Origin of the sequence: Streptomyces sp. UG1 (genome assembly GCF_049974585.1) — a bacterium.
GTDB lineage: Bacteria > Actinomycetota > Actinomycetes > Streptomycetales > Streptomycetaceae > Streptomyces.
Window position 1 is genome coordinate 22,014 of the sequence record NZ_JBNGGG010000062.1, and the last position, 24,255, is coordinate 46,268.

Here is a 24,255-nt window from a genome sequence, read left to right on the forward strand (position 1 = left end):
ATGGCGATCCAACTGCTCGTCACCGACCCGGACCTGAACGTGGTGGGAGATCCTCTCGGCGGCTGGACGTCGCTGGACTGCACGCTGCGCTTCAACGAGCCCGCCTCCGGCAGCTTCGAGATCCCCGCACACCCGGCGGTGATGGCGCAGCTCCAGCCCGGCAACCGGATCATCGTCATCCGGGACGCTGCGGTCTGGTGCGCGGGCCCGCTGGAGATCCCGCAGGACTACACGTGGTCCATCGGCGAGTCGAGCGAACCGGACCCGGGCAAGGTCACCGTCTACTTCAGCGACGACCTGGCCGTGGTCGCCGGACACATCACCTGGGCCGACCCCGCGGCCACGTGGGCGAACCAGCCCGACACCGCCTCGTACTCGATCACCAGCACAAACGCTGAGACGATCATCCGGACCCTGGTGGACGTCAACTGCGGGCCGTCCGCGCTCGCCGCCCGGCAGGTTCCCCACCTCGTGCTCGACAGCGTCGCCGGGGTCGGCACCACGACGACGGTCAACACCCGCTTCGAAGCACTGCTCGCCGCCTGCCGCCGGGTCGCCGTCGACGGCGGCCGGATCGGCTTCCGCACCCGCCAGGACAACGGGCAGATCAAGTTCGGCTGCTACGCCCCGCAAGACCTCACTGCCACGGCCCGCTTCAGCACCGGCCTGAACAACCTCCGCTCCATCACCTACAAGCAGAGCGCACCGACCGTCACGCACGCCCTGGTGCAGGGCTCCGAGGTCGAGGCCCCGGCCGACCGCAAGTTCGTCGAGGTCGCCGACTCCACGGCCGCAGCCACCTGGTGGCGCGTGGAGAAGCTGGTCGACGGCAGCGCCGAGACCGACACCAACGGCGAACTCACCCAGGCCGGCAACGAAGAACTCGCCAGCGGCGCGGCCCCGGTGGAGCTGGCCACCGTCACCGTCGACACCCCGGAGCTGAAGGCGGGCCGGGACTTCGGGCTCGGCGACAAGGTCACCATCGCCCTGCCGACCGGCCTGGAGGTCGCCGACGTCGTCCGCTCCATCCACCTTCAGGCCACGCCGGGAAGCGGGGAGCACGTCACCTCCCTCGTGGGCTCCCCGGAGGCCACCACCGACCCGCAGACCGTACGGCTGATCCGCGAACTCGGCCGCAGGCTCGGCCGCCTGGAAGCGAGGTGAACCGCCCGTGGCTCAGGACTCGTGGCCGTCTCCGAATCACAACTCCCGCAACGTCACGGACGCCGAGTACGAGCAGCTCGCCGCCCGGTTCAGTGATGACGGCGTGTGGGGCACCCCCGCGGACTCGTCCGTCGTCTACACGACCAGCGGGCTCCAGGTGCTCGTGCGCGCCGCCAAGTTCGCGTCCCTGCGCGGACACGCGTGGACGTCCGGCACGACCGACGACGCCCTGACGATCGCCTCCAACGCCTCCGGGCAGACCCGCACCGACCGCGTGGTGCTGCGCCTTGAACGCTCCACCTGGGACGTGCGGGCCGTGGTCAAGCAGGGCACCCCCGGCTCCGGGGCGCCGGCCCTGACCCAGGACACCGGCAGCACGGGCGTGTTCGAGATCCAGCTGGCGCGGGTGACCGTGCCCGACAGCGCGACGTCGGTGACCGTGACCCGGGAGGAGCTGTACGTCGGCAGCCGGGTGCGGGCTGTCGACTCCGCCACCCCGAACCTGTTCCCGCAGCTCGGCGAGATCCAGTTCGAGCGGGACACCGGCCGCTGGCGCGGCTGGGACGGCAGCCAGCGCCGCACCCTGTTCGAGGACACCGGGCTGCTGTTCATCAGCCCCGGCTTCTCCACGTGGGACCAGGTCTTCCACAACGTCGGCCGCCGCATCGGTGACCAGGTGTGGCTGCGGGTGTGGGTCCAGCGCCAGGAGTCCGCCCTCTCCGTCAACGACCCGGACGGCTCGAAGATCGGGGTGCTGCCGTCCGCGCTGCGTTCCGTCTACAACAACTTCTACGTGGGCAAGTTCTACGGCTCCGGAGTCGAGGCCCTGGTCGAGGTCCGCACCGACGGAGAGATCTGGGTGACGCGCAACGACGGCACCGTCCCGATCGGCAACCGGCTGGCCCTGACCATGAGCTATCTGAGGGTGTGAGCGCATGGCCCGGCACCGTTTCGGAGGCGTCGCCGACTACATCATCACCGTCGGTACCGACGACGCCGCAACCCTGGAGCCCAACGCGCAGGTCACCTGCTGGAACGCGGCCACGTCCGGCACCCAGTACACCGACCTGACCGAGACCGACGGGGTGACCCCCATCTCCGGCGGCGTGCTTACCGCCGACGCCACCGGCTCTGTCCCCGAGTTCATGGGCCCGGACGGCGTACGGTCGATCTATCTCGACGCCAACGGGGGCGCCGGCCCCCGGCGGCGCACCGTGGCCACCGACGTCGGGGACGACCTCACCACCGCCGAATCGGACATCACCAGCCACACCGGCGCCGCCAACCCGCACGCCACCGAGGTCGCCGACCTCACCGACGCCCGCGCCGACCCGGCCGTCGACGACGTCAAGGGCGGCGGCGTCCTCACCTACGACGCGCTCACCTCCCGATGGCGGCCCGACGGCTCTTCGAAGGCGCTCCAGGGCTTCCACGCAGGCCTGGCCAACCGGCACTTCCAGCGATGCAACATCGTGTGCATCGGCGACTCCATCACTGAGGGGCAGGGCGCCACCGCGTTCGCGAACTCCTGGCCATCGCGCCTCAGGCAACTGCTGCGCGCCCGGTTCCCCACCGACGGCAACCCAAGGGGGGACGCGGCTACATCGGCGCCCTGTCGACCGGCTCGACGTCGTTCACCTGGCCCGCCACCGTGACGGGCGGGCCGACGCAGAACGACGACTGGGGGCCCAAGAGGCTCGCGGCGCAGCTGGACTTCACCGCACCCGCCGACCGCATCACCTACTCGGCGTTGCAGGGCACCGCGGTGGACATCATGTGGACCCGGCTGTCGCTGGGCGGCAACTTCCAGTACCGGGTGGACGGCGGCTCCTGGTCGTCGGTCGCGACCGGGGGCAGCGATCAGGACGGCATGCTCACCCGCGTCACCCTCGGCGCGTCCGGCGCCCACAGCCTGGACATCGAGGCCGCCACGGACGGCTTCCAGGCCTTCGTCAGCGGCGTGATCGAGTACGACGGTGACGAGAACGCCGGGATCACCGTCCACGACTGCGGCCACTTCGGCTGGGACACCAGCTTCTGGATCAGTGTGGTGACCGCGAACAACACGTGGCCTGCGGCGATCTCCGCTCTGAGCCCGCATCTGATCGTCATCATGCTCGGGGCGAACGACCACTTCCTGAACACCGACCCGGCGACCTACCAGTCCAACCTGGTCACCCTGATCTCGTCTCTGCGGGGTGCCGTCGGCGCGCCCTCGCCGTTCCCGCCGATCCTCCTCGCGATGCACGCCGCCCGCGGCGGCTCCTTCACCTACCCGTGGGCGGACTACGTGAACGCCGCGCACAACGTCGCTCAGGCCGACGACCTGGTCACCTGCCTCGACCTCACCCTAGGGCCGCGCCTGCCCAACCAGGCGGACTCCCCGAACCACGGCCTGTACGCGGACACCGCGCACCTGTCCAACAAGGGCAACAGCTACGTTGCCGACCGGATCTGCGACTTTATCTCGCCCCGATGAATCCTTTACGCGGCTCGCGTAGACCCTGCCACAGGGCCATGGCGCCAAGTCGCTCCTCGTCTCCCCCGTCGCCGAGGTGTCATGGCCCGGTTTCGTGCTGCCCTCGTCGTGCTCTGCCTCGTCCTCGCGGGCCTGGTGGCCACGGCGCCCCCGGCGCGCGGTGACACCGCCGGCCTCAACGCCTTCTTCGCCACCTACCACGCCGATGTCGGCTCGTCCGTGCCGGTCGGTGACGGGCGCGTGCTGTGGCTGTTCGGCGACACCCTCACCCCCGCGGGGACGTTCCGACGCAACAGCGCCGTTGTCCAGGGCCCCGACGGCGTGATGCGGCCCCGCTCGGGGGCGTTCCTGAAGGCGTCGGCGGCCGGGCACTGGTACTGGCCCGGGCAGGCAGTCCGCGAGGGCTCCCGGCTGCGGGTGCTGGCCATGGACTTCACGTGCACGGACCCGTGCGGGGCGTGGGACATGCGCTACGAGCGCACCGACATTCTGACCTACCGCCTGCCCGATCTCGCGTACCTGGGCAAGGTGCCGCTGCCTCGTCGGGCGTCGGGGGCGATGTGGTCCCAACTGTTCAGGGCGCGCGACGGCTACACCTACGCGTACGGCTCGTACCCGGTGGCCGGGCAACTGGGCAAGGCCGTGGAGGTCGCCCGCGTCCCCTCCGGCTACGTGTGGTGCGTCTGGTGCTGGCGCTACCTCGGCACCCGCATGAGCCCCTCGATGGAACTCGGCACGGTCGTGTCCGTCGTCCGCACGGCGGCCGGGGGCTACCGGCTGTACGCCAAGCGGCTCGACATGTGGTCCACCGAGATCATCGCCTATGACTCGGCGACACCGTACGGGCCATGGGGCTCCCGTCGCGTCGTGGCCACGATCCCGCAGAGTGACGGCCGTTGGACGTACGCCGTTGAGGCGCACCCCGAGCAGCGCGTCGGCGCCGGCCGCCTCGCGCTGACGTACGCCACGAACTGCGACCGGCTGTGCGGCGACTACCACCTGACCGCGATCACCGTCACGGCGCCATAGGAGGGGACAGCGGGATGGAGTGGCTGATGAAGGCCGGTGCCGTGTGCGGCGCCCTCGCCGCGATCGGAGTCGTCGCCCGCTGGGCGTGGCGCGTCAACCGCCGCGGTGTGCGGATCTACGAACTCGTCACCGAACTGTCCCCGAACTCCGGCCACTCCGTGAAGGACAAGGTCGACACCATCCAGGCGGCGGTGACCGACCTGGCAGACGAGCAGCGCGCCCTCGGGGCCCGGCTGGACGCACACCTCGCCGACCACCGCCGGCCTTTGTGGAGGCGGCGGTGAAGCCCGCTGTCCCGCGCCGGGCGTGGGCCGTGTGGGCTGCCGCAGGCGCCGTCCTGGAGGCGGTCGCGCTCACCCGTGGCGGTCGCACCCTGACCGCCACATTGCAGTGGCTGTTTGGCATCAAGCCGCGCCGGTGGTGGATGCCGCTCGGCGTCGCAGCGATCGTCGGCTTCGCTGTCTGGCTGCCCGTCCACCTGATCGGAGGCTGACATGCCCACTTGCCGGGGCGTCGACATTTCCGCCTACCAAGGCCCGCAGGACTGGGCCGCCCACAAGCGCGACAGCGTGGTGTTCGCATGGGTCAAGGCGAGCGAGGGGCAGCGAACTCGGGACCGCCGGTTCGATGCGCACATCGCCGCCGTCATCAAGGCCGGGCTGGTACCGGGTGCCTACCACTTCGCGTGGCCCAACCAGGACGCGGCGATCGAGGCCAACAACTACATCGGTGCCGTCAAGCCGTACGCCAGCGCCAACGACTTCGTGCACTGGCTCGACCTTGAGCGGTACTCGGACGGCCACAACTACCGGGGACGCACCGACGCGCAGATCCGCGAGTGGGCCGAGGGGTGGATCGCCAGGGTGCAGGCCGCCTTCCCACGACAGCGGGTCGGCGTCTACACCTCCCGCGACGACATCGGCAAAGGCCACCTGCCGCCCAGGGTGCCGCTCTGGTACCCGCAATACCCGTGGGGCGCTGCCCCCTACAGCCGCGCTGAGGCCGCCGAGCAGCCCCGCCCTCACGGCCGCACGCCGCTGTTCTGGCAGTTCACCAGCCAGCCCCTCGACCGGAACATCTGCTACCTGTCCGCCGCCCAGCTGCGCGCCTGGGCGGCCGGAGATGAGGAGGACGACGTGGCCCTGAGCCCCGAGGACATCAACAAGATTGCCGATGCGGTCTTCAGGAAGCTCGCTGCGGGCGGGGGCGTCCTGGAGAACAGCGACCTGGACCGCATCATCGACCGCGACCACGTACCCGCCGCCCGGCCGCCATGGAACAACGGCGACTACTTCGAGGCCGACGGCAAGACCCCGAAGAACACCATGTGGCGCCTCGGGTATGCGCTCCAGACCGGTGTTGAGGCAGGCCGCGAGACACTCGCCCGCGTGAAGGCCATCGAGGAACTGCTCGCCGCCCTGGACCCGACCACGCTCGTCGCCAGGCTCGCGGGTCTCGAAGTGAACGTCACCGTCACCAAGCCGGAAGGTGAGCCGTGAAGATCTCCCGCTATTGGAAGGCGGTCGTCGCCGCGCTCGCTGCCGGCACCGGTGCGCTATCGACGGCGGCTCAAGACGGCACGGTCACCGTCGCCGAGGGCGTAACCGCCGTGGCCGCCGTGCTCGCCGCGCTCGGCTTCACGTGGTACGTGCCAAACCGGGAGCCGTCGAAGCGGCCTGACGCGGACGCGTAGCGGCTGATCCGCCCACGACGCGGAAGGAGTTGTCGATCGGTCGTTTGTAGCCATGGATCTGTGGGTTCTCTCCCCGGTGCCTGCGGATCGGCGCATCCCCCAGCGCCCCGCCCTGCTCCGGTAGGGCGGGGCGCTCGTGCTGTTACCGACGACACTCGTTGAGGTCTTCAACCATCTGACGAACTCCCGCAGGTGCTTCACCCGGCGAGGCGCTGCACGAGGGGGTGAGGTAGATGGCCTGGGCCGCGCCAGACGGCAGTAGGCCTCCTTTCGGAGGCTCCGATGCGCGGCAGTTGCTACCTCGTGTCGGGCACTTTATCCACATCGGGCACACTCAGCTGGTTCTTCGTCGCGTCGGTGGGCAGGAACTGGAGCATCTGTTTGCTCTCCGTGGCCTTGCGTACCGTCAGCCAGCCGCGCCATTTAACCTTGTATACCCCAGGTCCCGGGATACAGACAGCATACTTCCATAGCAATTCTCTTCCGGATGCGAACGCGCCGTTTGGGATATTTCTATACCCGTTGTCATTCATGGATTGGATTATGTCCCACCCGATGGCCTTCTGTCTGTAGATCGAGAAGCTGAGCTGAATGTCCCAGTTGGACGAAAGCCATAGGCCAAAACGGTAATACGCTTTAGCGGTGACATCGAAACCGAGGAAGTAGATCCTTCCAGAGTATCCCGCTTGATCGAGGTCGTTCCTCGTGAACCAGTCGGCTTTCCCATGGATGGTGCATTTGGCCTCGCCGTTGTCCTCGACGACGGTGGCAAGATCAATGATAGGCATGGCAACCTCAAGTGCGGCTAGGAACCATCGACTCATTACAGTCCGGGGCCCGCAGGAGGATGCGGGGGCTTGCCGGTATTTCTCCAGAATGAAGCACTTAGCGGGTGGGGCGATAGGGTGATCTTGGTCGCTGGATGGGCTCGAAGCCATACGGCCTTTCCCTCAACTGCCACGCGCTCGCGTCGGCGTGCCCGCTGGATCGTGGGCTTTACCTCGTTCTCGTCTCCGACATCGAGGCGAAGGCCGCAATCTGCTACGCGCGCTCGGCACGGCAGCTCCTCCGGTGCGATCTCGAAACCGACCCAGCGTGTTCGCTGCAAACCCACGGGCCCGTCCTCGAATATGGCGGTATCGGACCCGCGGGTTCTTGCTGAAAGGATCCCCGCGATTTCGCGGGGATCCTAGCCCCGTACTCCCAGATCAGGTGGCTGTGCCTGAAGCGCAGGCCGCAAGTTCGGGGGTTCGGGCCGCCGACGACGCGGTCACTCCGCCTCCATCGCCATCTCCAAACCGGGAAGCTGTTCTGCAGGGTTACTTACCGTAACCTTCTTGTCGATGTTGCTCTCCCCGGCGCTGGTCTTGATCGAGACGTAATACTCCCCCGACACCAAGGTGGGAACCGTTGCCTCGACTTTGTTGGCGTTCTTCCATGTGCATTGCTGGGCCCTTGTTCCCTGACCCGTCGGGTTCTGCTTGAACCACACGCTGGCGTCCTGCGTGAAGTTCATTCCCTCCACGATGATTGTGTCGTTCACGTATGGGAACTGGGGGGTGACGCTGGTAACTTTTGGCTTGGGGTAATTCATGTCGAACCTCCAGGTTTCTCTGGTTGCGCGGTGCTCCGGACCGGTGGAGCACGAAGACTGCGCCGATCACCACACCCCAAAGGGGCACTTGGGGAACGGGCGAACCTCCGAGCCATACCTAAAGTTCCTCATGCCTGTGGCGGTTGCGCACGTCGAACACCGACCCTGCTACGCCAAACGGGTGACCCTCCTTCGCGGGGCTGGGCCACCACCGTCCGGAGCAGCACCACACTCGACGTTTCCGAAGGTCACGGCCTCGTTGTTTTTCGGCGTACGGTTCACCGGGTCTTGGGGGTCGCGCACACCGCTGGGCGTGATCCTGGCCGAGCCCGATCTCGTCGCGGAGAACGAGGTCGACACCGCCTAGGACCGCGGAGCTTGGCGGCACCCGGTGCGGTTCGCCCGGCTGCGGCAGCCCCCAGCGACGTGCCGATGTTCGGCGAGGGCTCCGTAGCAGCCTCTGGCTGACGGGGTGGGCGGTGAGTGTGGGTGTGGTGCTGGTATGGTCGCGCAGCCGCTCCGTCGGGGAGCGGCACAGGCCGTCCGATCGGAGGACAACATGGCCCTCAGCAGGCTTGCGCGCGAATTCGCCGCCGAGATCAGCAATCACGACTGGTCCGACGCACCGTATCGCCGTGACCGCGCTGGCCACAGCCGCGCCAGCGACTCCCTTTCCAAGCGCTCTGAGAAGGTCCTCAGCGACCAGGAGACGGATCGACTCCGCACGAACGTCATGTGGGTAGCCGCGCAGGTGCTGGGATACTCGGACCCCAACTTCGACGTCTACGAGTTCGCCGAGGCCTGCGGGGTCAACACCCGTAACAGCCGGGGCGGCAAGGACGGCACGATCGATGCGGGCCTGCGCAAGGACCCCTACGGGCGCTACATGCGTCCGGGCACCTGGGAGTTCGACCCCCAGTTCATCACCACGGAGACGAGCGACTTCTACCACGCCAGCACGGATTGCAGCTGGTTCCAGCGGGGCTACCGCGGCGGGCAGCTGCTGACGTTCCCGGTCGACGGCGAGGTGCCCCAGAGGTGGAAGCGGTGCGTCAACTGCCTTGGCACTGAGGCCTGACTCCCGTACTAACGAGCGCACGCACGCGCACAATGCAGTAGCGCCCCACCACATGGTGGGGCGCTACTCGCGTCTATGCAGCTAAACCGGTGCGCTTGGCCATCTGCATCAGGTCCGGACGACTGCGCTGGTGCATGACGAAGAGCACGCGGAGAACCTCGCGGCTCATCGGATGGATCTCCGCCATCTGAGGTGACACCTGGAACGCCCGCTTCAGAGCCTCTTCCGACCCCTCAAGGTCCTTCGTCGCGAGCCGTGCCCGCGCCAGGTCGATGTAGAACCGACCGAGGCGGTTGGGCTTGAGGCCCGTCGGCGGCTGGTCCAGCAGAGGTGTGGCCATCTGCACGGCCCTGTTCGGCTGGTCCAACTCGATGTGAGCGGCCAACTCATAGAGAGCGGTGTTGCCCTCACCGAACGTCAGGTTATGCATCAGCTGGTCGGCCGGGAACTGCCCGGCGAGTTCCTTGGCGTGACGCAAGTGGATTTCCGTGGCGTTCTTGTCCCGATGGCGGGAGGCGAGCACCACTCCGCGCAGATGAAGGGATCCCAGTACGATCACCGACTCGGGACCGTTGGACCTGGCCCGCTCGAACTGGCTGATGGCCCGCTCCACTATCGCGAGCCCGTCGTCGTACTGCCCGGCGCTCTGGTAGGTGCCAGCTTCATTCCAGGCCGCTGCTGCTTCGGCCGCCGGATTCCACGTGCGCTGTGCGGCCCACTGCTGCCGTGACACGATCATGTCCGCGAGGTCGGGCTGCGCGAGGCGGTGGGCGACGGCGTAGGCGCACCCGTAGAGGTCGGACACCTGGCCCCAGGCGACGGCATCGCCGTCTGCATCCAGTGCGGTGGCGGTGGCCTGGCCCAGGAGCGTGGGCAGCTCCCGCAGGAGTTCGAGGTACTTCGTCTCAGCCCGCAACTGAGCGGCGTGCTTGAGACCGCCCGCCAGGGCCTCCGGCGGCGGGGTGTCCTCCTTCGGGAGGGTGTGCCGGCGCACTGCTCCCCGAAGATCGTTGAGCAGGTCCGCCTGCTCGGACGGATCGCTGAACGGCTGGCCGTAGATCCGCGCCGTCGTGACGTGAAGGGCCTTAGCAGCACCCGCAACGACGACCGGTGTGGCGGGCCGGATACCGGTCTCGACCTTGCTGAGGTACGAGACCGTGATCCCCATCTGGCGCGCGAGCTTCGTCTGGCCTATGCCGCGCGCTTTGCGCAGGACCGCGATGTTCTCACCGGCGGTGGGCGTGCTCTCCATGGGTTCACTCTTCCACGTCAAGAGGGTGCGCGGCATCAACTGAAGCTTGGCCAGGACCCGTTGTGCAAGATTTGTGTGAACTGATCTTGGTCGGCCGCAGTTGAGTGGTTACAGACAGCGAGCGAGCCGACTAGGGAGGTCTCCGTGGGACAGGCGATCTCGGAGAACCAGGAGAAGACCGAACTCGAAGTGGGCCAGGAGGCGGCCGACAAGCTGAAGCATGCCCTGGCACTTGCGGGCTTCACCCTTCCCAGTCTTAGCGGCACGTTCCCGGTACGCGACACCCCGATGGTCGAACTCGGACGGGCGAGGGCAGATGTGGTTACCCGGTTCGCGGAGTGGATCGAGGAGCGGGCATGACGGCGGTAGCGGAGACGCCTACGGGCGCGCTCCCCGATCACGAGCCCGCGCCACGGATGTGGATGGGGGGCTACCGCATGAGCCCGGACGGGCGTCGTCGGGTCATCCTTCCACGCACCGACGTGGACGACATGCTCGAGCAGGGCGGCCTGGGGATCAGCACGGAGCTGCCTCCGTGCCGGTGCCCGCAGCAGCGCAGACAGACCTGATCAACGGTGCGGCGGTCTACCCGGAGGCCAGCAGACCGAAGCCCTCGCAGCCCGGAGACGGGCGGGACTGGGGGGTCGGAGCATGCTGGCTCTGCCGCCGCGGACAGCTCCCGGTCATCTATGTCGGTTCGGCGCAGGCGCAGGGGATACACGCCCCACTGTTCGCGTGCGCGGACTGCCTGGCCGAGCTGGAGCAGATGATCTGGGAGTACTTCGTCAGCAAGCGTCCGCAGACTCCCGCCCCAGTCGCCGCGCCGCCCCGTGAAGGCCAGCGGCTGGGGCGGGTTCTCAAACACCCGCACGACCAAACAGACAGTCAGGACCTATGAGGAGGACCCGCAATGGGTGCTTGGTGGATTCTTGAGGCCACAGGCGGCGGAAACCCCCAGGATGACAGCGACTCCGGCAACAAGCACGGTGGTGGCGGCTCCGACGAGGGCGGCAACACCAACGACGGACAGGGACCGGCGGACGGAAAATGAGCCAGACGACGAAGGACGCCGGCCCCGACCGGCTGGCGACCGAACTCCTCGACAAGAAGGTGCTGACCTCCGACTGGCTCGCCGCCTACAGGGCCGTACCGCGCGAGCTGTTCGTCCCCGACGCCATCTGGCCCGGACGCGCCGGTATGAACCGCCAGGACGACCGCATCCTTCGCTCCGAATCCCCTAACATGTGGTTCGAGGCCGTCTACCGCGACGCCCCGATCACGACCCAGTGGGACGACGGCCAGTACACGGGGCCCAAGAAGGGGAACATCGCCTCGTCCTCCAGCTCCATGCCGACCATGGTCTTCTCGATGCTGGACGCTCTCGACGTACAGCCGGGCAACCGCATCCTGGAGATCGGCACCGGCACCGGATGGAACGCAGCCCTGATGGCCCACCGTCTCGGCGACCCGAACGTGGTGACCGTAGAGGTCGACAAGACGATCGCCGAGGAGGCCCGCGAGCACCTCAGCGCCGCCGGGTACCGCCCGCTCGTTGTCACCGGAGACGGGTCGCTCGGCTACGGCAAGGAATCCCCGTACGACCGGATCATCTCGACGGCCTCCGTCCAGACGATCCCGTCCCAGTGGATCGGTCAGGCCCGCCCCGGTGCGATCATCGTCGCCCCCTGGGGACCCACGTACGGCGGCGAAGGCGTGGTGCGCCTCACCATCGATGATGGCGGCAGGGCAGAGGGCACCTTCATCGGGTCCTCCGCGTTCATGCGCCTGCGCCAGCAGCGCAGATCCCTGCCCGCCACGGAACGCTTCGTGGACCCGCAGACCTGGCCGGCCGAAGCCGAGATGGCGATGACGACCCTGTCCCCGGACGATGTCGGTGACTGGATCGCCATGTTCGCCATCGGCGTCCAGGTCCCGGATCTCTTCTGCCGCGTCACCTACGGCGAGGAGGGCGCCTACCGCCTGTGGCTCTTCGACACGGGCGTCACGAGCTGGGCCACGGCCGACTTCCTGAAGGGGCGCACCGAGTTCCAGATCGCCCAGGCCGGTCCGCGGCGGCTGTGGGAAGAGCTGGCAGCCGCCTACACGTGGTGGGACATCCAGGGCAGGCCGTCGTTCGAGCGGTTCGGCCTCTCCACCCCCGGAGGCCCGTTCTACAGCGTGTGGCTCGACAGCCCCGACAACCCCGTCCCGCGGCAAAGCGGGGAGGGATGAGCCGATGTCGCATGCGTTAATCGTCAGCCCCTTCCTCGAAGGGTTCCTCGCCGTGCGACCGGGCAGCGAAGCAGGCATCCGCCTCCCGGAGGAGAAGTACCTCGAACTCCAGACGCTCGCAGGCTCGGACGACCCCGTGCCCGAGTGGTTCGCCGACGCTGTGTACAGCACCTGGCGTCTGGACCTCCACGGCGAACCCAGCCGCGACGTCATGCTCGTGCGCTTCCCGTCGAAGTACGGCTACTCCAGGGCGAGCTGGGAAATCAATCTCGGCTGCAACTTCGACTGCGAGATGTGCTACCTGCGCGAGCGGCCCTTCGACGCCCTGGTCTACGAGGACAAGCTGCGCCTGCTCGACATCATGCGCGCCGCGGGTGTGCTGATGCTCCAGATCACGGGCGGCGAAGCCACCATCGACCCGGACTTCCCCGGCGCGTACAGCTATGCCTATGACCAGGGCATGCTGATCACCGTCAGTACGAACGGCTCGCGGCTGTGGAAACCGGAAATCCTCAACCTCTTCGAGGACCGCCCGCCCCACCGGCTCGTCGTGAGCATGTACGGGGCCACCGAGGAGAGCTACGAGCGGCTGACCCGGGCCAGGGGAGCGTGGAACAACTTCATACGTGGTGTGACGGCCGCCCGTGACGCGGGCCTGCCGCTGCGCATCAACATCGTGGTGACCTCGACGAACGAGGACGAGGTCGACGCCATGACGGCCATGGCAAAGAGCTGGGGCCTGCCCCACCACGTCTTCCCCAACCTCACCCCGACGATCTACGGAACGGGCGAGCCGATCCTGGTCCAGTCGGCCAAGTACCTGCGCGAGCGTGCCCCGTTCGCCGGCTGCAACGCAGGGGTCACCTTCTTCCACGCCGACCCCCACGGAAAGGTCAGCATCTGCAAGGTGGGCCGGGACGACCAGATCGATCTCATGGCGGAGGGGATCGAGGGCCTGCGCAGGCTCCCCGAGATCTCCGACCGCCTCATGCTTCGCACCGGAGGGTGCGAGGGCTGCCAGTTGTCCGGCACGTGCAAGGTGTGCCGCCCGCTGGCCAAGCAGTACCAGGAATCCCGCACACCGCTCATCAACTACTGCCAGCACGGATCGAAGGAAGGAGCACTGGCGTGAGTGCTGTACCGGTGACCATCCTGAGCCGGCCGCCCGCTGTGCGGCCCGCGGCTCGTTCGCTCGTCGCGACCGAGGAGGTCGCGGTCGTGGCCGACCTGGATGCCCTGTTGGAGGGCAACGAATGCTCGTGCTCATCGAGTGACGACAACCCGCACTGACCTGCATCGATCAGTTCCGGTCAGGCTCCGGCGCACTTCGCGCCGGGGCCTGTTCCGCGTGTGAGCGGCGGGTAGGGTTCCGCCATGCGATTCCGTTGGGACTGGCTGCGCCCGGTGGTGACGGTCCCCTTCGTACCGACGCTCGGTCCTGTGCACCCGTCGGTCTTAACGCAGGACCTCTTTTCGGACACTTTGATCGCGGCCTCCACAGAGCGCTTCCTGCGCTACGACAAGGACGTCCGCTGGTCGGACAGCAAGGACGAGACCGTCCTCGCCGAGGACATCGTCCACCGCCCAGGCGAGACGCTCATCCCCACTCTGCTGCGGCGCGGCGCCGGTACCGTCAAGGTCCACGTCTACGGGATGCAGGACGACAGCGCGCTCGTGGCGTCGGAGCTGGCCCAGAAGCTCGCCATGCAGTACGACGCCGACAAGGCGAGGATCATCCGCTTCCTCGGACCCGAGGCACTGGACGGCCGCGGCACGCGCATCCAGCTCAAGGACTTCACCGCCGCGCCCTGCCCTGCCCCTGGCGGCCCCGTTCGCCCCTTCACCGAATGGCCACAGGCCGTGCGGGACACCTTCCAGGACTTCGCCGGTGAGATGGCCGCAGACGGCTTCGCTTTCCTCTACGAGCAGATGATCAACGGGAACGTGGGCCCGGTCCTGACCGCCGTCGTGGACGGAACCGTGGCGGGCGCCATCGGTCCCATGGAGATCCGACAGGACGCCATCACCGTTCCCCAGCTCATGCCGCAGTACTTCGGTGTCCGGAAGGGGCATCGAGGAGCCGGTCTCGGCCGACTGCTGTGGCGCGCCGCGATGCACTGGGGCCAGTCGCACGGCGCCGCCTACCAACTCCTTCAGACCGAGGTCGGCGGCCCTTCGGACGCCCTGTGCCGTTCCGAGGGGCTCACGTCGCTGGGCTTCACGTACTGGCAGCCCTGCTAGGGGGTGTATCGAAAATGCCAAGCCGTCGTTCATGTGGCTGATGCACCGCAGGAACTGGGCCCGCAAGCCCGGCCGGGAACGTGTTCTCGTGCGTACCGTCGGGCACACATTGATCACAAACGCATCTGAAAGCTCACCGGAGCGTCACCCGGCAGCAATCCCCCTCAAACTTCGGTCACCTAACTTCTAGCCAGGGGTACGGCGTTCAAGGCATCCATCACGCCGTTCCGCCCCGTACAGGCATGGACGAGACGAACCGGGAGGTGGACGTGTCACGAGCTGCGACGACACAGCCCGTGCTCGCGCTCATCGCCGGTGTTCTGCTGGCCTTGCTGGCTGTCCTCCACACCGCTCCCACGGCGTCCGCTCACCAGGCGGACCTCATCGCCACCCAGGCGGAGATCGTCGGCCGTGGTGGCCCGGAGCTCCCTGACGACGCGATCCCACATGTGCGCACCCACCAGTGGCACGAGGGCGAGACTTGCGAGCCTAAGAGGCCCGCGCGTGGTGTCCAGTCCCAGGATCCGGCGGCCTCTGCCGTCACACCGACCAGCATCCGAACAGCCCTGACCTACCAGGCACCGCGACGGTTGAGCGGCACGCTCCCTGCGGTCCTGCAAGTCTTCCGCTGCTGAGCCACATGTCTCTTCCCTGCTGAACGGCCCACGTTGGCAGCACCGGACCGTCCGTGGCCGCCTCCGCATGCCTGGCCGTTCCGCATCACCGTGCGCCCGTTGTGTGCCGCACGGTCCCCCTGACGCCACCCCCCACTGTCCCCATGCCGTGTGCCCATGTGCGCCACACGGTCCGCTCCGACACCACCCCCCACCGTTTTGCCATGCCGTGTGCCCGCGTGCGCCACACGGCCGATCGACGCTGCCCCCACCGGCGTGCCAACCCTCACACAACAACGCGCCATCGCGCGCGCTGGAGACAGCTGATATGAAACCCCTCATCGACAACGCCCGAACGTTCGGACAGCGCCCTGAGGAGTTCGCTCACCTCGCCAAGGGACAATCCCCGGAGGTCCTGTTCGTCACCTGCGCCGACTCCCGGGTCGTTCCCGCCCTGATCACGGGCGCCCGGCCCGGCGAGCTCTTCGAACTGCGCACCGCGGGCAACATCGTCCCGCCGTACGCCTCCGCCACCCCCACCGGCGAGGCGGCCACCATCGAGTACGCCGTGCAGGTGCTCGGCGTCAAGCACATAGTGGTCTGCGGTCACTCCCACTGCGGCGCCGTCGGTGCGGTGGTGCGCCACGACGACCTGGCGGCCGTACCCGCCGTACGCGACTGGCTCGCGCACGCCGCGGACGAGCCCAAGTGCACCGACCCCAGCGACCCGACGGTTGCCGAGGCCGTGCAGAACCACGTGCTGACGCAGCTGGAGCGGCTGCGCTCCTACCCCTGCATCGAGAAGCGCCTCGAGGCCGGTGAACTGCAGCTGCACGGCTGGTACTACGAGGTCCACACCGGCATCGTGTGCGAACACCGCGCGCAGTCCGACACGTTCGAGATCCTGTAAGGGAGTTGACGACCATGCTGTCCAAGTTCCCTTACCTGAGGCAGGACTTCCTTGCCTCCATCGTCGTCTTCCTGGTCGCCGTGCCGCTGTGCGTCGGCGTGGCGGTCGCCTCCGGCGTCCCCGCCGAACTCGGCCTGGTCACCGGCATCGTGGGCGGCCTCGTCACCGGCTTTCTGCCCGGCAGCAGCCTTCAGGTGTCGGGGCCGGCCGCCGGCCTGACCGTGATCGTTTTCGAGGCGGTCAGCGAGTTCGGGGTGGGCACGCTCGGTGTGATCGTGCTGGTCGCCGGTCTGCTCCAGCTCGCCATGGGCTTCCTCGGGATCGGCCGCTGGTTTAGGGCGATATCCGTCGCCGTCGTCGAGGGCATGCTGTGCGGTATCGGTCTGGTGATCATCGCCGGGCAGATCTACGCGGCGGCGGGCCTGAAGGCCCCGGCGTCCGGCATCGGCAAGATCGCGGGGCTCCCGGGGGCGTTCGCCGACGCGCTCGACACCCCCCAGGCACTGGCCTCGCTCGCGATCGGGGCGGGCACCGTCGCCGTCATCGTGCTGTGGAAGAAGCTGCCCAAGGCGGTGCAGTCCATGCCCGGCGCCCTCGCCGCGGTCATCCTTGCGACGGTCGCCACCCTCGCCCTGAGCCTGCCGGTGGCCACGGTGAAGGTGGAGGGCCTGCTCGGCGTCATCCAGCCGCCCGGGGCCGCTGCCTTCGGTGAGCTGGCCAGCCCGGCCATCTGGGGCACGATCGTCGCCTTCGCGCTGATCGCCTCGGCCGAGTCGCTGTTCAGCGCGGCGGCCGTGGACCGGCTGCACGACGGTCCGCGCACCCAGTACAACAAGGAGATGATCGCCCAGGGCACCGGCAACACCGTGTGCGGTCTGCTCGGCGCGCTGCCGATGACTGCGGTGATCGTGCGCAGCTCCGCCAACGTGGGCGCGGGCGCGAAGACCAAGGCTTCCCGTGTGCTGCACGGCGTGTGGCTGCTGCTGTTCGCCGCCGCACTGCCGGCCGCCCTGGCGCTGATCCCGATTCCCGCCCTCGCCGGCATCCTCGTGCACGCGGGCTTCAAGCTCATTCCCTTCCGCCAGATCGCGGAGCTGTGGCGGGACCACAAGGGTGAGGCACTGATCTTGGTGATCACGGCCGTGGCGATCGTCGCTGTGAACATGTTCGAGGGCGTGCTCATCGGTCTCGCACTGGCGGTGATCAAGACCGCCTGGGATGCCTCGCACGTCAAGCTCGAGGTCATCGACAAGGGCGCCGGCCCGATCCAGGCGTACCTGTCAGGCAACGCGACCTTCCTGCGATTGCCGAAGATCCTCGACAGCCTGGAGGCACTGCCGCAGGACCGTCCGGTCGAGCTGGACATGTCCGGCCTGCACCACCTCGACCACGCTGTCCGCACCGCCCTGGAGAACTGGGCCGCCCAGCACAGCGCCACGGGCACCGAGCCCGTGAAGGTCACAACGGACACCGAGCCGGTAAAGGCAGCAACCGGCGCCTGACCCCCTCGACAGCCGGGCGGTACGCACCAATGGCGCGTACCGCCCGGCCTGCCGCTCATGCAGACCGGCTGGCCATTTCGGGGCGTGAATCGGGTTACCGATCAGCACCAACAGGATGGATGTCAGTGCCATCGCCCTGCGCCCCATATTCCTCCCCGCCCAGTAGTGAAGTACAGCGAAGATCCACGTCATGCGGTGGAACGAGAACGGCGCAACGAAGCGGCCCGCCCGCAGTGCCGCGCCAGCGATGGCAGGCGAGTACGCCTGATAGAACACGATCGTGCGAGCGTCGTAGTCGGCACGAATCTGATACTGGGGCGTCATGCGCCGCACCCTGCCATCTTGTCCGCTGGCGCGGCGAGCCGACGTTGCCGTACCCCCCGGGGCCGGTTCGAATGAGCTGCTCAAAGCCACTCGTTGATGGCCGCGACGAGGACGGTCGCCTCGTAGCGAACCGCGAGCTTGTCGTAGCGCGTGGCCACGGCCCGGTGCCTCTTGAGGCGGTTGATGCCGCACTCGACCGCGTGCCGAGCCTTGTAATCCTGCGGGTCGAACTTCGGCGGTCGGCCGCCGCGCGAGCCGCGTTTCTTGCGGTTTCCGGCCTGGTCGGCCTTGTCCGGGATGGTGCAGTGGATCCCGCGCCGCCGCAGGTAGGCGCGGTTGCGACGGGATGCGTACGCCTTGTCGGCCCGCACCCGGTCTGGTCTGGTGCGTGGCCTGCCCGGCCCAAGACGCGGAACACGGACCTTGTTCAGGACAGCCTCGAACTGCGGAGAATCGCCCCGCTGCCCGGCCGTGATCACGATGGACATGGGCTTCTGGCTCTGTTCGACGGCCAAGTGCAGCTTGGTGGTCAGGCCCCCGCGCGAGCGGCCGAGCCCGTAGTCGTCCGGCTCGACGGTGACGCCGCCCGGCGGCTCCTTCTGCAGCTCCCCCTTTTCCTTGCCCCGTTTCCTTCTTTTCCTTTTCCTTGCCCCGGCGGCGTGCTGGTGGGCCCGGCACACCGTGGAGTCGACGTTGAGGTCCCAAGTGATCAGCTCTTTCGCGTCGGCCCGGGCCTGGAGCGCGATGAAGATCTGATGCCAGGTGCCGTCCCGCTGCCACCGGCGGAACAGGTCGTACACCCGGCCCCACGGCCCGTACTCGGCAGGGAGGTCCCGCCATGGGATGCCGGTGCGGACCCGGAACCGTATGCCGTCGACCAGTTGCCGCCTGGCCCACGTCGGCGGCCGTCCGGGCTTCTTGCCCTTCGGCAACAACGGCTCCAGCACCGCCCACTGCGCGTCGGTCAGATCTCCACGTGCCACGAATCAAGATCATCTCACGCTCAAGATCCACTTTCGATACACGCCCTAAGCGGATGGGCGGGGCCTTTTCACACCCCGTGCGAGCGCGCTGCACGCACATATGCCGGACGCACGGTACTGAAGGCCGGGTTCCGCTGCGAAGGTCGGAGGTCGTACGAAGGCCCCGCCCGGGAGGACCGGAAACCTCCCGCGCGGGGCCTTTCCGTGCTCGCTCGGGACGGCCGCCGTCTCACACATCTCTCACAGCCTGCATGTGAGGCGACGGCCGATGCTCGCCTGACCTGGCAGTTCTGGCCGTCCATGGCCGGTCATTCCCCCCGTCAGCCAGTAACCGGGATCAATGGCTGATACAGATCGCTCCCGAGATCCCACGGGAACCCGGAAGATCACCTTCACGTCTTGCGTTCGGAGCGTCACTCAGCGGGCATGAACAGTTGTACGAACCCATGAGTAGATGAGGGGGATGGGCGAAACGTGACCGAAGGTGCCGGCCTCCGCGACGGAGACCTGCCGGACGACCTGCCCAACGACCTGACCGCCGCCGAACTCGGCATGTGGCAGGCCTTCCGCAACGGCAGCGTGTACGACCTGAGCAGCGGCGACACGATCGTCGACGATCCGCACGGCGGGCATCCCTGGGGCGACGAGCGCACCGTACGCGCGCGGATCATCTGCTGGCTGCTGCTGGACGGGCCGCCCGCCCTCGCTGGCCGGGTGTCCTCGCTGAAGCTGACCGGCGTGCGGATCAGCGGCACGATGGACCTCGCGGGCGGCACCGTGGTGCCCTACGTCGAGATGCGCGGCTGCCGCTTCGACCGGGAGATCCTGCTGCCGGAGGCCCACTTCACGACCGTGCGCCTGGTGGACTGCGCGGTACCGCGCCTGGAGGCGGCCCGGGTGCACACCGAGGGCGATCTGCATCTGCCGCGCTGCCGGTTCCACAACGGCGTACGGCTCACCGACGCCCACATCGGCACGGATCTGCTGCTCAACCAGGCGATCGTCTACCGCGACCGCAGCGGCCGCTCGATGGCCGCGGACGGCATCAGCGTCGGGCAGGACCTCCAGGCCGAGATGCTGGAGTCGCACGGCGAGCTGAGCCTGCGCGGCGCCAGCATCGGCGTGTCGCTGAGCCTGCGGGGCGCGCGGCTGGTCAACCCGTACACCCGGCTCGCGCTGAACGCGCCCCAGTTGACCGTCGGGCGCACCCTGTACCTGACCCCGGCGGGCATCGGCAGCCCCCTGCTGAGCGGGCGTACGCCCGCGCGCGGGACGCGCATCCAGCGGTTCGAGTGCCAGGGCGGGGTGCGGCTCGACGACGGGCGGTTCGGGGACGCGGTCGACCTGGAGCGGGCCCGGTTCACCTTCACCGACGAGCAGGAGCTGTCGCTGCGCCGCATCCAGACGCCCGAGCTGCGCTTCCTCGGGGAGCGGCCGGAGCGCGGCGGGGTGGTGCTGTCGGGGGCGCGGATCGTCAACCTGATGGACCGGGCGGACGCCTGGCCGGACCCGGGGCTGCTGCACATGAGCGGCTTCACCTACGAGAACCTCGTGCCGCGCGGCCCGTTCCCGCTGGAGCGGCGGCTGGAGTGGGTGGCGGCGGCGACCGCCGAGTACAACCCGGAGCCGTACGAGCGGCTGGCCGCCGTACTACGCAACGGCGGTGAGGACGAGGACGCGCGCGAGGTGCTGCTCGCCAAGCAGCGCCGGCGCCGCGAGACGCTGCCGCCGGCGGCCAAGTTCTGGGGGTACGCCCAGGACTGGATGGTCGCCTACGGCTATCGGCCCGGCCGGGCGGCGGTGTGGATGGCGGTGCTGTGGGCGGCGAGCTCGGTGGCCTTCGCGCAGGCCGACCCTCCGCCGCTCAAGGGCGGCGAGCATCCGACCTGGAACCCGCCGCTGTTCGCCCTCGACCTGCTGCTGCCGGTCATCGATCTCGGCCAGGCCGGGTTCTGGCAGCTCAGCGGGGCCTGGCAGTGGCTGGCCGCCGCGATGATCCTGCTGGGCTGGGTCCTGGCGACGACGGTCGCGGCCGGGGCGACACGTCTGCTGCGGCGGAGCTGAGCGTCGCCCGGACGCGCGTACAACCCTCGCCGGTGGTGAGTGGTCATCTCTATCGCAACCATTGATGGAGCAACCACGACGACGGGAACCTTCGGTTCGCGAGAGCGGCGCGGTTCAGGTGCGCAAGGGGCGGCCATGGCTTCGATGCTCCCGTTCGGCCGGGCGTCCCGGCTGTCCCGGGCGGCCGCCAAGCGCCCCGCCGGCGGTCCCTCCGTCGCCGGGCTCCCCGCCGACGACGAGGTGCTCCTCGACGCGCCCGACGACCGCCTCGGCCCCGCGCTGGTCGCGGCCGGGCAGGGCGGGTACGAATCCGCCGCCGAACTGCTCGCCGCCACGCGGCGGCACGCGCAGTGGGAGCACCGCGACGCATACGCGCGGCACCTGGCGGCCTTCGCCCGCTCGCGCCCCGAGTGGCTTCAGTCCTGGTACGCGGCCGCCCCGCAGGACCCGGACGCGCTGCTGATCAGGGCCCAGCTCGCGGTGGACCACGCCTGGCGCTCGCCGGCCCGGGCCGAGGCGCTGCGCGGGGTGAGCCCGCTGATCACCGCCGCCGCCCGGGCCGACGACCGAGACCCGGTGCCGTGGCGGATCGCCCTGGACCACGCGCGCGGCTCACGCGCCGGGCACGTCTACTTCGGGGAGCTGTGGGAGGCGGCGCTGCGCCGCGCCCCGCGCCACTACGGCTGCCATGTGGCCGCCCTGCACTACCTGGCCTCCTCCTGGCACGGCTCGCACCGGGAGTGCCTGGACTTCGCCGACCGGGCCGCGCAGGACACCCCGGCCGACTCCCTGGTCCAGGCGCTGCCGACCTGGGCCGCCCTCGCCTACCTGAACGACGACTGCGGGCCGGGCGTGCCGCGCGAGCGGCTGGACGCGGCGGCCGACCGGGCCATCGCGCTCTCCGCCCGGTTCCCGGCGACCGACGTGTGGCCCGCCGCCGTCCGCAACAAGCTGACGTACGTCCTGGTACGGCTGGACCGCTGGGAGGACGCCCTGGAGCAGCTCCGCCTGATCGGGCCGTACGCCACCTCCTTCCCGTGGAGCCGGCTCTCGGACGATCCGCTGGGCCGGTTCCTGGAGATGCGCGACGAGGTGCGGGTGCGGGCGGCGCAGGGTGCGGGCGGCGGGCATCCACCAGGTGGGCGGGCGGGACGCGTTCGCTCCGGCGACCACTAGGCTTTGGCGCCGTGACCGTCCACCTTCCGCTCTTCCCCCTGAACTCGGTGCTGTTCCCAGGCCTGGTCCTCCCGCTGAACGTCTTCGAGGAGCGCTACCGCGCCATGATGCGCGAGCTGCTGAAGACCCCCGAGGAGGAACCGCGCCGTTTCGCCGTCGTGGCGATCCGCGACGGCCACGAGGTGGCCCCGAGCGCCCCCGGCATGCCGGACCCGACGGCCCAGCCCGACCGCGGGCCGGCGGCGGGCTTCGGCGAGGACCCGGCGAAGTCCTTCCACGGTGTGGGCTGTGTGGCGGACGCGGCGACGATCCGGGAGCGGGCCGACGGCACGTTCGAGGTGCTGGCGACGGGGACGACTCGGGTGCGGCTGGTGTCGGTGGACGCGTCGGGGCCGTTCCTGACCGCGGAGCTGGAAGAGCTCCCGGAGGAACCGGGCGACGAGGCGGGGGCGCTGGCGGAGGGGGTGCTGCGGTCGTTCCGCCAGTACCAGAAGCGTCTGGCGGGCGCCCGCGAACGGTCCGTGTCCACCACGGCCGACCTCCCCGACCAGCCCTCGGTCGTCTCCTACCTGGTCGCGGCAGCGATGATGCTGGACACCCCGACGAAGCAGCGCCTGCTCCAGTCCCCCGACACGGCGTCCCGGCTGCGCGACGAACTGAAACTCCTTCGCGCCGAGACCTCGATCATCCGTACGCTGCCATCGCTGCCGGCGTCGGACCTGACGCGCGGCCCGACGAGCCTGAACTGACGGGAACCGGCCGACATGGCGAAGAAGTCAAAGAAGAACCACCCCCAATCGGGCGGCACTCCCGCGACGGTGGCCCTCACATCCGCAGGCATCACCTACACAGTCCACGCCTACGACCACGACCCTTCCCACCCCTCCTACGGCGAGGAGGCCGCGGAGGCGATGGGTGTGTCACCCGAGCGGGTCTTCAAGACGCTGGTGGCGGACGTGGACGGCAGCCTCACGGTGGCCGTGGTCCCGGTGGCGGGCCAGCTCGACCTCAAGGCCCTGGCGTCGGCGGTCGGCGGCAAGCGCGCGGCGATGGCCGACCCGGCCCTGGCGGAACGCACGACGGGCTACGTCCGGGGCGGCATCTCCCCCCTGGGCCAGCGCAAGAAGATCCCCACCGTCCTGGACGCCTCGGCCTCCGCCCACCCCACGATCTGCGTCTCGGCGGGCCGCCGCGGCCTGGAGGTCGAACTCTCCCCCGAGGACCTCACCAAGCTCACCGACGCGGTACTCGCCCCCATCGGGCGCGCATGACCCCTCGACGGCAGCGCTGTCCTCGGTTAATTACGAGAGACATGTCGAAGAAAACCCGCAAACGCAAGTGGCGCACCAAGAAGGGCCGCTCAAACCACGGCCACCGACCGGCGTAGACCCACCACACCCACCTGCCCGGCTGGCGAACCCCCTCGGGCCACCCAAGCCGGGCGACCGGCCCCCTCCCAACGCCGGTCCAAGCATTGCCGCCCCACCCAACGCCCGAGGACAAGCCCTCACCCACCCACAAGGAACGCCAACTTCCACCCCCGACCCGCACCATTCGGCCCGCCCGGCATACGAGGACAAGACCACGCCGCCCCGAACCCCCACCGACCCCCCAGGGGGTGCCACCCTCCAGCCCGCCCAGCGTTCGAGGACAAGGCCGCGCCGTCGCAAACCCCACCCACCCGCTGAAGGCACATGCCACCAACGGCACCTCTCCACGCCGACCCGTACCATCCAGCCCGCCCAGCGCGTGAGGACCAGTCCAGGCCATCCCAAACCCCCACCCACCCGATGCCAGCCCACACCATCCAGCCCGCCCGGCATTCGAGGACAAGGCCGCGCCGTCCCAAACCCCCACCCACCCGATGCCAGCCCACACCATCCAGCCCGCCCGGCATTCGAGGACAAGGCCGCGCCGTCC

At 68.9% G+C, this 24,255-nt stretch carries 29 protein-coding genes and 1 pseudogene; 25 read left to right on the forward strand and 5 right to left on the reverse strand.

The genetic code is table 11. The features are described 5' to 3' along the window. From ACP4J3_RS45895 to ACP4J3_RS45935, 9 genes are all read left to right on the forward strand, one after another. Positions 1-1,164 carry a siphovirus ReqiPepy6 Gp37-like family protein gene (locus ACP4J3_RS45895; protein WP_426543361.1) on the forward strand — a complete coding sequence of 388 codons (1,164 nt, stop codon included), beginning with the start codon at positions 1-3 and terminating at the stop codon, positions 1,162-1,164. Positions 1,165-1,171: 7 nt separating this feature from the next. Further along, complete coding sequence (locus ACP4J3_RS45900) at positions 1,172-2,095, forward strand: hypothetical protein (protein ID WP_426543363.1); 924 nt, start codon at positions 1,172-1,174, stop codon at positions 2,093-2,095. Positions 2,096-2,099: 4 nt separating this feature from the next. Then, complete coding sequence (locus ACP4J3_RS45905; protein ID WP_426543365.1) at positions 2,100-2,819, forward strand: hypothetical protein; 720 nt, start codon at positions 2,100-2,102, stop codon at positions 2,817-2,819. Continuing rightward, positions 2,816-3,643 carry an SGNH/GDSL hydrolase family protein gene (locus tag ACP4J3_RS45910; RefSeq protein ID WP_426543367.1) on the forward strand — a complete coding sequence of 276 codons (828 nt, stop codon included), beginning with the start codon at positions 2,816-2,818 and terminating at the stop codon, positions 3,641-3,643. Before ACP4J3_RS45905 ends, ACP4J3_RS45910 begins: the two co-directional genes overlap by 4 nt. Positions 3,644-3,724: 81 nt before the next feature. Further along, positions 3,725-4,672 (forward strand): hypothetical protein, encoded by a 948-nt coding sequence (locus ACP4J3_RS45915; RefSeq protein WP_426543369.1) that lies wholly within the window; start codon positions 3,725-3,727, stop codon positions 4,670-4,672. Positions 4,673-4,698: 26 nt separating this feature from the next. Further along, the gene (locus ACP4J3_RS45920) at positions 4,699-4,956 is read left to right on the forward strand and encodes a hypothetical protein (RefSeq protein ID WP_426543371.1); all 258 of its coding nucleotides are present in this window, start codon (positions 4,699-4,701) and stop codon (positions 4,954-4,956) included. Then, a complete protein-coding gene (locus tag ACP4J3_RS45925) occupies positions 4,953-5,165 on the forward strand; it encodes a hypothetical protein (RefSeq protein ID WP_426543373.1) in 213 nt (70 codons plus the stop codon). Before ACP4J3_RS45920 ends, ACP4J3_RS45925 begins: the two co-directional genes overlap by 4 nt. 1 nt (position 5,166) lies before the next feature. Then, positions 5,167-6,171 (forward strand): glycoside hydrolase family 25 protein, encoded by a 1,005-nt coding sequence (locus tag ACP4J3_RS45930; RefSeq protein ID WP_426543375.1) that lies wholly within the window; start codon positions 5,167-5,169, stop codon positions 6,169-6,171. After that, a complete protein-coding gene (locus tag ACP4J3_RS45935) occupies positions 6,168-6,365 on the forward strand; it encodes a hypothetical protein (protein ID WP_426543377.1) in 198 nt (65 codons plus the stop codon). The genes ACP4J3_RS45930 and ACP4J3_RS45935 overlap by 4 nt, the downstream gene beginning before the upstream one ends. A gap of 296 nt (positions 6,366-6,661) precedes the next feature. On the opposite strand, the gene ACP4J3_RS45940 is transcribed toward ACP4J3_RS45935, so the two are convergent. Beyond that, positions 6,662-7,153, reverse strand: coding sequence for a hypothetical protein (locus tag ACP4J3_RS45940; RefSeq protein WP_426543379.1), 492 nt, complete (start codon positions 7,151-7,153; stop codon positions 6,662-6,664). A 482-nt stretch (positions 7,154-7,635) separates the two neighbouring features. Next, positions 7,636-7,959, reverse strand: coding sequence for an IPT/TIG domain-containing protein (locus tag ACP4J3_RS45945; RefSeq protein WP_426543381.1), 324 nt, complete (start codon positions 7,957-7,959; stop codon positions 7,636-7,638). A gap of 559 nt (positions 7,960-8,518) precedes the next feature. On the opposite strand from ACP4J3_RS45945, the gene ACP4J3_RS45950 reads away from it, so the two are divergent. Continuing rightward, positions 8,519-9,037: a hypothetical protein gene (locus tag ACP4J3_RS45950; protein ID WP_426543382.1), complete on the forward strand. Its 519-nt coding sequence runs from the start codon at positions 8,519-8,521 to the stop codon at positions 9,035-9,037. Between the two features lie 73 nt (positions 9,038-9,110). Here ACP4J3_RS45950 and ACP4J3_RS45955 read toward each other — a convergent pair whose 3' ends face one another. Further along, entirely contained in the window at positions 9,111-10,325 is a 1,215-nt protein-coding gene (locus tag ACP4J3_RS45955) for a helix-turn-helix domain-containing protein (RefSeq protein ID WP_426543384.1), read from the reverse strand. Positions 10,326-10,433: 108 nt separating this feature from the next. On the opposite strand from ACP4J3_RS45955, the gene ACP4J3_RS45960 reads away from it, so the two are divergent. The 11 genes from ACP4J3_RS45960 (at position 10,434) to ACP4J3_RS46010 (ending at position 17,788) form a co-directional block, all read left to right on the forward strand. Beyond that, on the forward strand, positions 10,434-10,649 hold the full coding sequence (locus ACP4J3_RS45960) for a hypothetical protein (protein ID WP_426543386.1): 216 nt from the start codon (positions 10,434-10,436) through the stop codon (positions 10,647-10,649). Beyond that, the gene (locus ACP4J3_RS45965) at positions 10,646-10,858 is read left to right on the forward strand and encodes a hypothetical protein (protein WP_426543388.1); all 213 of its coding nucleotides are present in this window, start codon (positions 10,646-10,648) and stop codon (positions 10,856-10,858) included. The genes ACP4J3_RS45960 and ACP4J3_RS45965 overlap by 4 nt, the downstream gene beginning before the upstream one ends. Before the next feature lie 341 nt (positions 10,859-11,199). Next, entirely contained in the window at positions 11,200-11,340 is a 141-nt protein-coding gene (locus ACP4J3_RS45970; RefSeq protein ID WP_426543390.1) for a hypothetical protein, read from the forward strand. Next, a complete protein-coding gene (locus ACP4J3_RS45975; protein ID WP_426543392.1) occupies positions 11,337-12,521 on the forward strand; it encodes a methyltransferase domain-containing protein in 1,185 nt (394 codons plus the stop codon). Before ACP4J3_RS45970 ends, ACP4J3_RS45975 begins: the two co-directional genes overlap by 4 nt. A gap of 4 nt (positions 12,522-12,525) precedes the next feature. Then, complete coding sequence (locus ACP4J3_RS45980) at positions 12,526-13,653, forward strand: radical SAM protein (RefSeq protein WP_426543394.1); 1,128 nt, start codon at positions 12,526-12,528, stop codon at positions 13,651-13,653. Then, positions 13,650-13,811, forward strand: coding sequence for a hypothetical protein (locus tag ACP4J3_RS45985; protein ID WP_426543396.1), 162 nt, complete (start codon positions 13,650-13,652; stop codon positions 13,809-13,811). The genes ACP4J3_RS45980 and ACP4J3_RS45985 overlap by 4 nt, the downstream gene beginning before the upstream one ends. Positions 13,812-13,895: 84 nt before the next feature. Further along, positions 13,896-14,762 carry a GNAT family N-acetyltransferase gene (locus tag ACP4J3_RS45990; RefSeq protein ID WP_426543398.1) on the forward strand — a complete coding sequence of 289 codons (867 nt, stop codon included), beginning with the start codon at positions 13,896-13,898 and terminating at the stop codon, positions 14,760-14,762. A gap of 31 nt (positions 14,763-14,793) precedes the next feature. After that, positions 14,794-14,952: a hypothetical protein gene (locus ACP4J3_RS45995; protein ID WP_426543400.1), complete on the forward strand. Its 159-nt coding sequence runs from the start codon at positions 14,794-14,796 to the stop codon at positions 14,950-14,952. Positions 14,953-15,004: 52 nt separating this feature from the next. Further along, positions 15,005-15,397, forward strand: coding sequence for a hypothetical protein (locus ACP4J3_RS46000; RefSeq protein WP_426543402.1), 393 nt, complete (start codon positions 15,005-15,007; stop codon positions 15,395-15,397). A 307-nt stretch (positions 15,398-15,704) separates the two neighbouring features. Next, positions 15,705-16,286: a carbonic anhydrase gene (locus ACP4J3_RS46005; protein ID WP_426543404.1), complete on the forward strand. Its 582-nt coding sequence runs from the start codon at positions 15,705-15,707 to the stop codon at positions 16,284-16,286. Between the two features lie 14 nt (positions 16,287-16,300). Continuing rightward, entirely contained in the window at positions 16,301-17,788 is a 1,488-nt protein-coding gene (locus ACP4J3_RS46010; RefSeq protein ID WP_426543406.1) for a SulP family inorganic anion transporter, read from the forward strand. Between the two features lie 180 nt (positions 17,789-17,968). Here ACP4J3_RS46010 and ACP4J3_RS46015 read toward each other — a convergent pair. Together ACP4J3_RS46015 and ACP4J3_RS46020 are read right to left on the reverse strand one after the other, a co-directional pair. Continuing rightward, a pseudogene (locus tag ACP4J3_RS46015) lies at positions 17,969-18,112 on the reverse strand (DUF4291 family protein); the annotation flags it as partial. 80 nt (positions 18,113-18,192) lie between these two features. Continuing rightward, the gene (locus ACP4J3_RS46020; protein WP_426543408.1) at positions 18,193-19,095 is read right to left on the reverse strand and encodes an IS5 family transposase; all 903 of its coding nucleotides are present in this window, start codon (positions 19,093-19,095) and stop codon (positions 18,193-18,195) included. 474 nt (positions 19,096-19,569) lie between these two features. Here ACP4J3_RS46020 and ACP4J3_RS46025 point away from each other — a divergent pair, with 474 nt between their 5' ends. The 4 genes from ACP4J3_RS46025 (at position 19,570) to ybaK (ending at position 23,606) form a co-directional block, all read left to right on the forward strand. Then, positions 19,570-21,159 carry an oxidoreductase gene (locus tag ACP4J3_RS46025; protein WP_426543410.1) on the forward strand — a complete coding sequence of 530 codons (1,590 nt, stop codon included), beginning with the start codon at positions 19,570-19,572 and terminating at the stop codon, positions 21,157-21,159. 135 nt (positions 21,160-21,294) lie between these two features. Continuing rightward, positions 21,295-22,335, forward strand: coding sequence for a hypothetical protein (locus ACP4J3_RS46030; protein ID WP_426543412.1), 1,041 nt, complete (start codon positions 21,295-21,297; stop codon positions 22,333-22,335). Between the two features lie 11 nt (positions 22,336-22,346). Continuing rightward, positions 22,347-23,084, forward strand: coding sequence for an LON peptidase substrate-binding domain-containing protein (locus tag ACP4J3_RS46035; RefSeq protein ID WP_426543414.1), 738 nt, complete (start codon positions 22,347-22,349; stop codon positions 23,082-23,084). A gap of 15 nt (positions 23,085-23,099) precedes the next feature. Beyond that, positions 23,100-23,606 (forward strand): Cys-tRNA(Pro) deacylase, encoded by a 507-nt coding sequence (gene ybaK / locus ACP4J3_RS46040; RefSeq protein ID WP_426543416.1) that lies wholly within the window; start codon positions 23,100-23,102, stop codon positions 23,604-23,606. Positions 23,607-24,255 lie beyond the last annotated feature (649 nt).

Coding starts and splice junctions, on each gene's coding strand:
- ACP4J3_RS45895 (WP_426543361.1), top strand. CDS start 1: ATGGCGATCCAACTGCTCGTCACCGACCCGGACCTGAACGTGGTGGGA.
- ACP4J3_RS45905 (WP_426543365.1), top strand. CDS start 2,100: ATGGCCCGGCACCGTTTCGGAGGCGTCGCCGACTACATCATCACCGTC.
- ACP4J3_RS45915 (WP_426543369.1), top strand. CDS start 3,725: ATGGCCCGGTTTCGTGCTGCCCTCGTCGTGCTCTGCCTCGTCCTCGCG.
- ACP4J3_RS45920 (WP_426543371.1), top strand. CDS start 4,699: ATGAAGGCCGGTGCCGTGTGCGGCGCCCTCGCCGCGATCGGAGTCGTC.
- ACP4J3_RS45930 (WP_426543375.1), top strand. CDS start 5,167: ATGCCCACTTGCCGGGGCGTCGACATTTCCGCCTACCAAGGCCCGCAG.
- ACP4J3_RS45940 (WP_426543379.1), bottom strand. CDS start 7,153: ATGCCTATCATTGATCTTGCCACCGTCGTCGAGGACAACGGCGAGGCC.
- ACP4J3_RS45945 (WP_426543381.1), bottom strand. CDS start 7,959: ATGAATTACCCCAAGCCAAAAGTTACCAGCGTCACCCCCCAGTTCCCA.
- ACP4J3_RS45950 (WP_426543382.1), top strand. CDS start 8,519: ATGGCCCTCAGCAGGCTTGCGCGCGAATTCGCCGCCGAGATCAGCAAT.
- ACP4J3_RS45955 (WP_426543384.1), bottom strand. CDS start 10,325: ATGCCGCGCACCCTCTTGACGTGGAAGAGTGAACCCATGGAGAGCACG.
- ACP4J3_RS45965 (WP_426543388.1), top strand. CDS start 10,646: ATGACGGCGGTAGCGGAGACGCCTACGGGCGCGCTCCCCGATCACGAG.
- ACP4J3_RS45970 (WP_426543390.1), top strand. CDS start 11,200: ATGGGTGCTTGGTGGATTCTTGAGGCCACAGGCGGCGGAAACCCCCAG.
- ACP4J3_RS45975 (WP_426543392.1), top strand. CDS start 11,337: ATGAGCCAGACGACGAAGGACGCCGGCCCCGACCGGCTGGCGACCGAA.
- ACP4J3_RS45980 (WP_426543394.1), top strand. CDS start 12,526: ATGTCGCATGCGTTAATCGTCAGCCCCTTCCTCGAAGGGTTCCTCGCC.
- ACP4J3_RS45990 (WP_426543398.1), top strand. CDS start 13,896: ATGCGATTCCGTTGGGACTGGCTGCGCCCGGTGGTGACGGTCCCCTTC.
- ACP4J3_RS45995 (WP_426543400.1), top strand. CDS start 14,794: ATGTGGCTGATGCACCGCAGGAACTGGGCCCGCAAGCCCGGCCGGGAA.
- ACP4J3_RS46000 (WP_426543402.1), top strand. CDS start 15,005: ATGGACGAGACGAACCGGGAGGTGGACGTGTCACGAGCTGCGACGACA.
- ACP4J3_RS46005 (WP_426543404.1), top strand. CDS start 15,705: ATGAAACCCCTCATCGACAACGCCCGAACGTTCGGACAGCGCCCTGAG.
- ACP4J3_RS46010 (WP_426543406.1), top strand. CDS start 16,301: ATGCTGTCCAAGTTCCCTTACCTGAGGCAGGACTTCCTTGCCTCCATC.
- ACP4J3_RS46030 (WP_426543412.1), top strand. CDS start 21,295: ATGGCTTCGATGCTCCCGTTCGGCCGGGCGTCCCGGCTGTCCCGGGCG.
- ybaK (WP_426543416.1), top strand. CDS start 23,100: ATGGCGAAGAAGTCAAAGAAGAACCACCCCCAATCGGGCGGCACTCCC.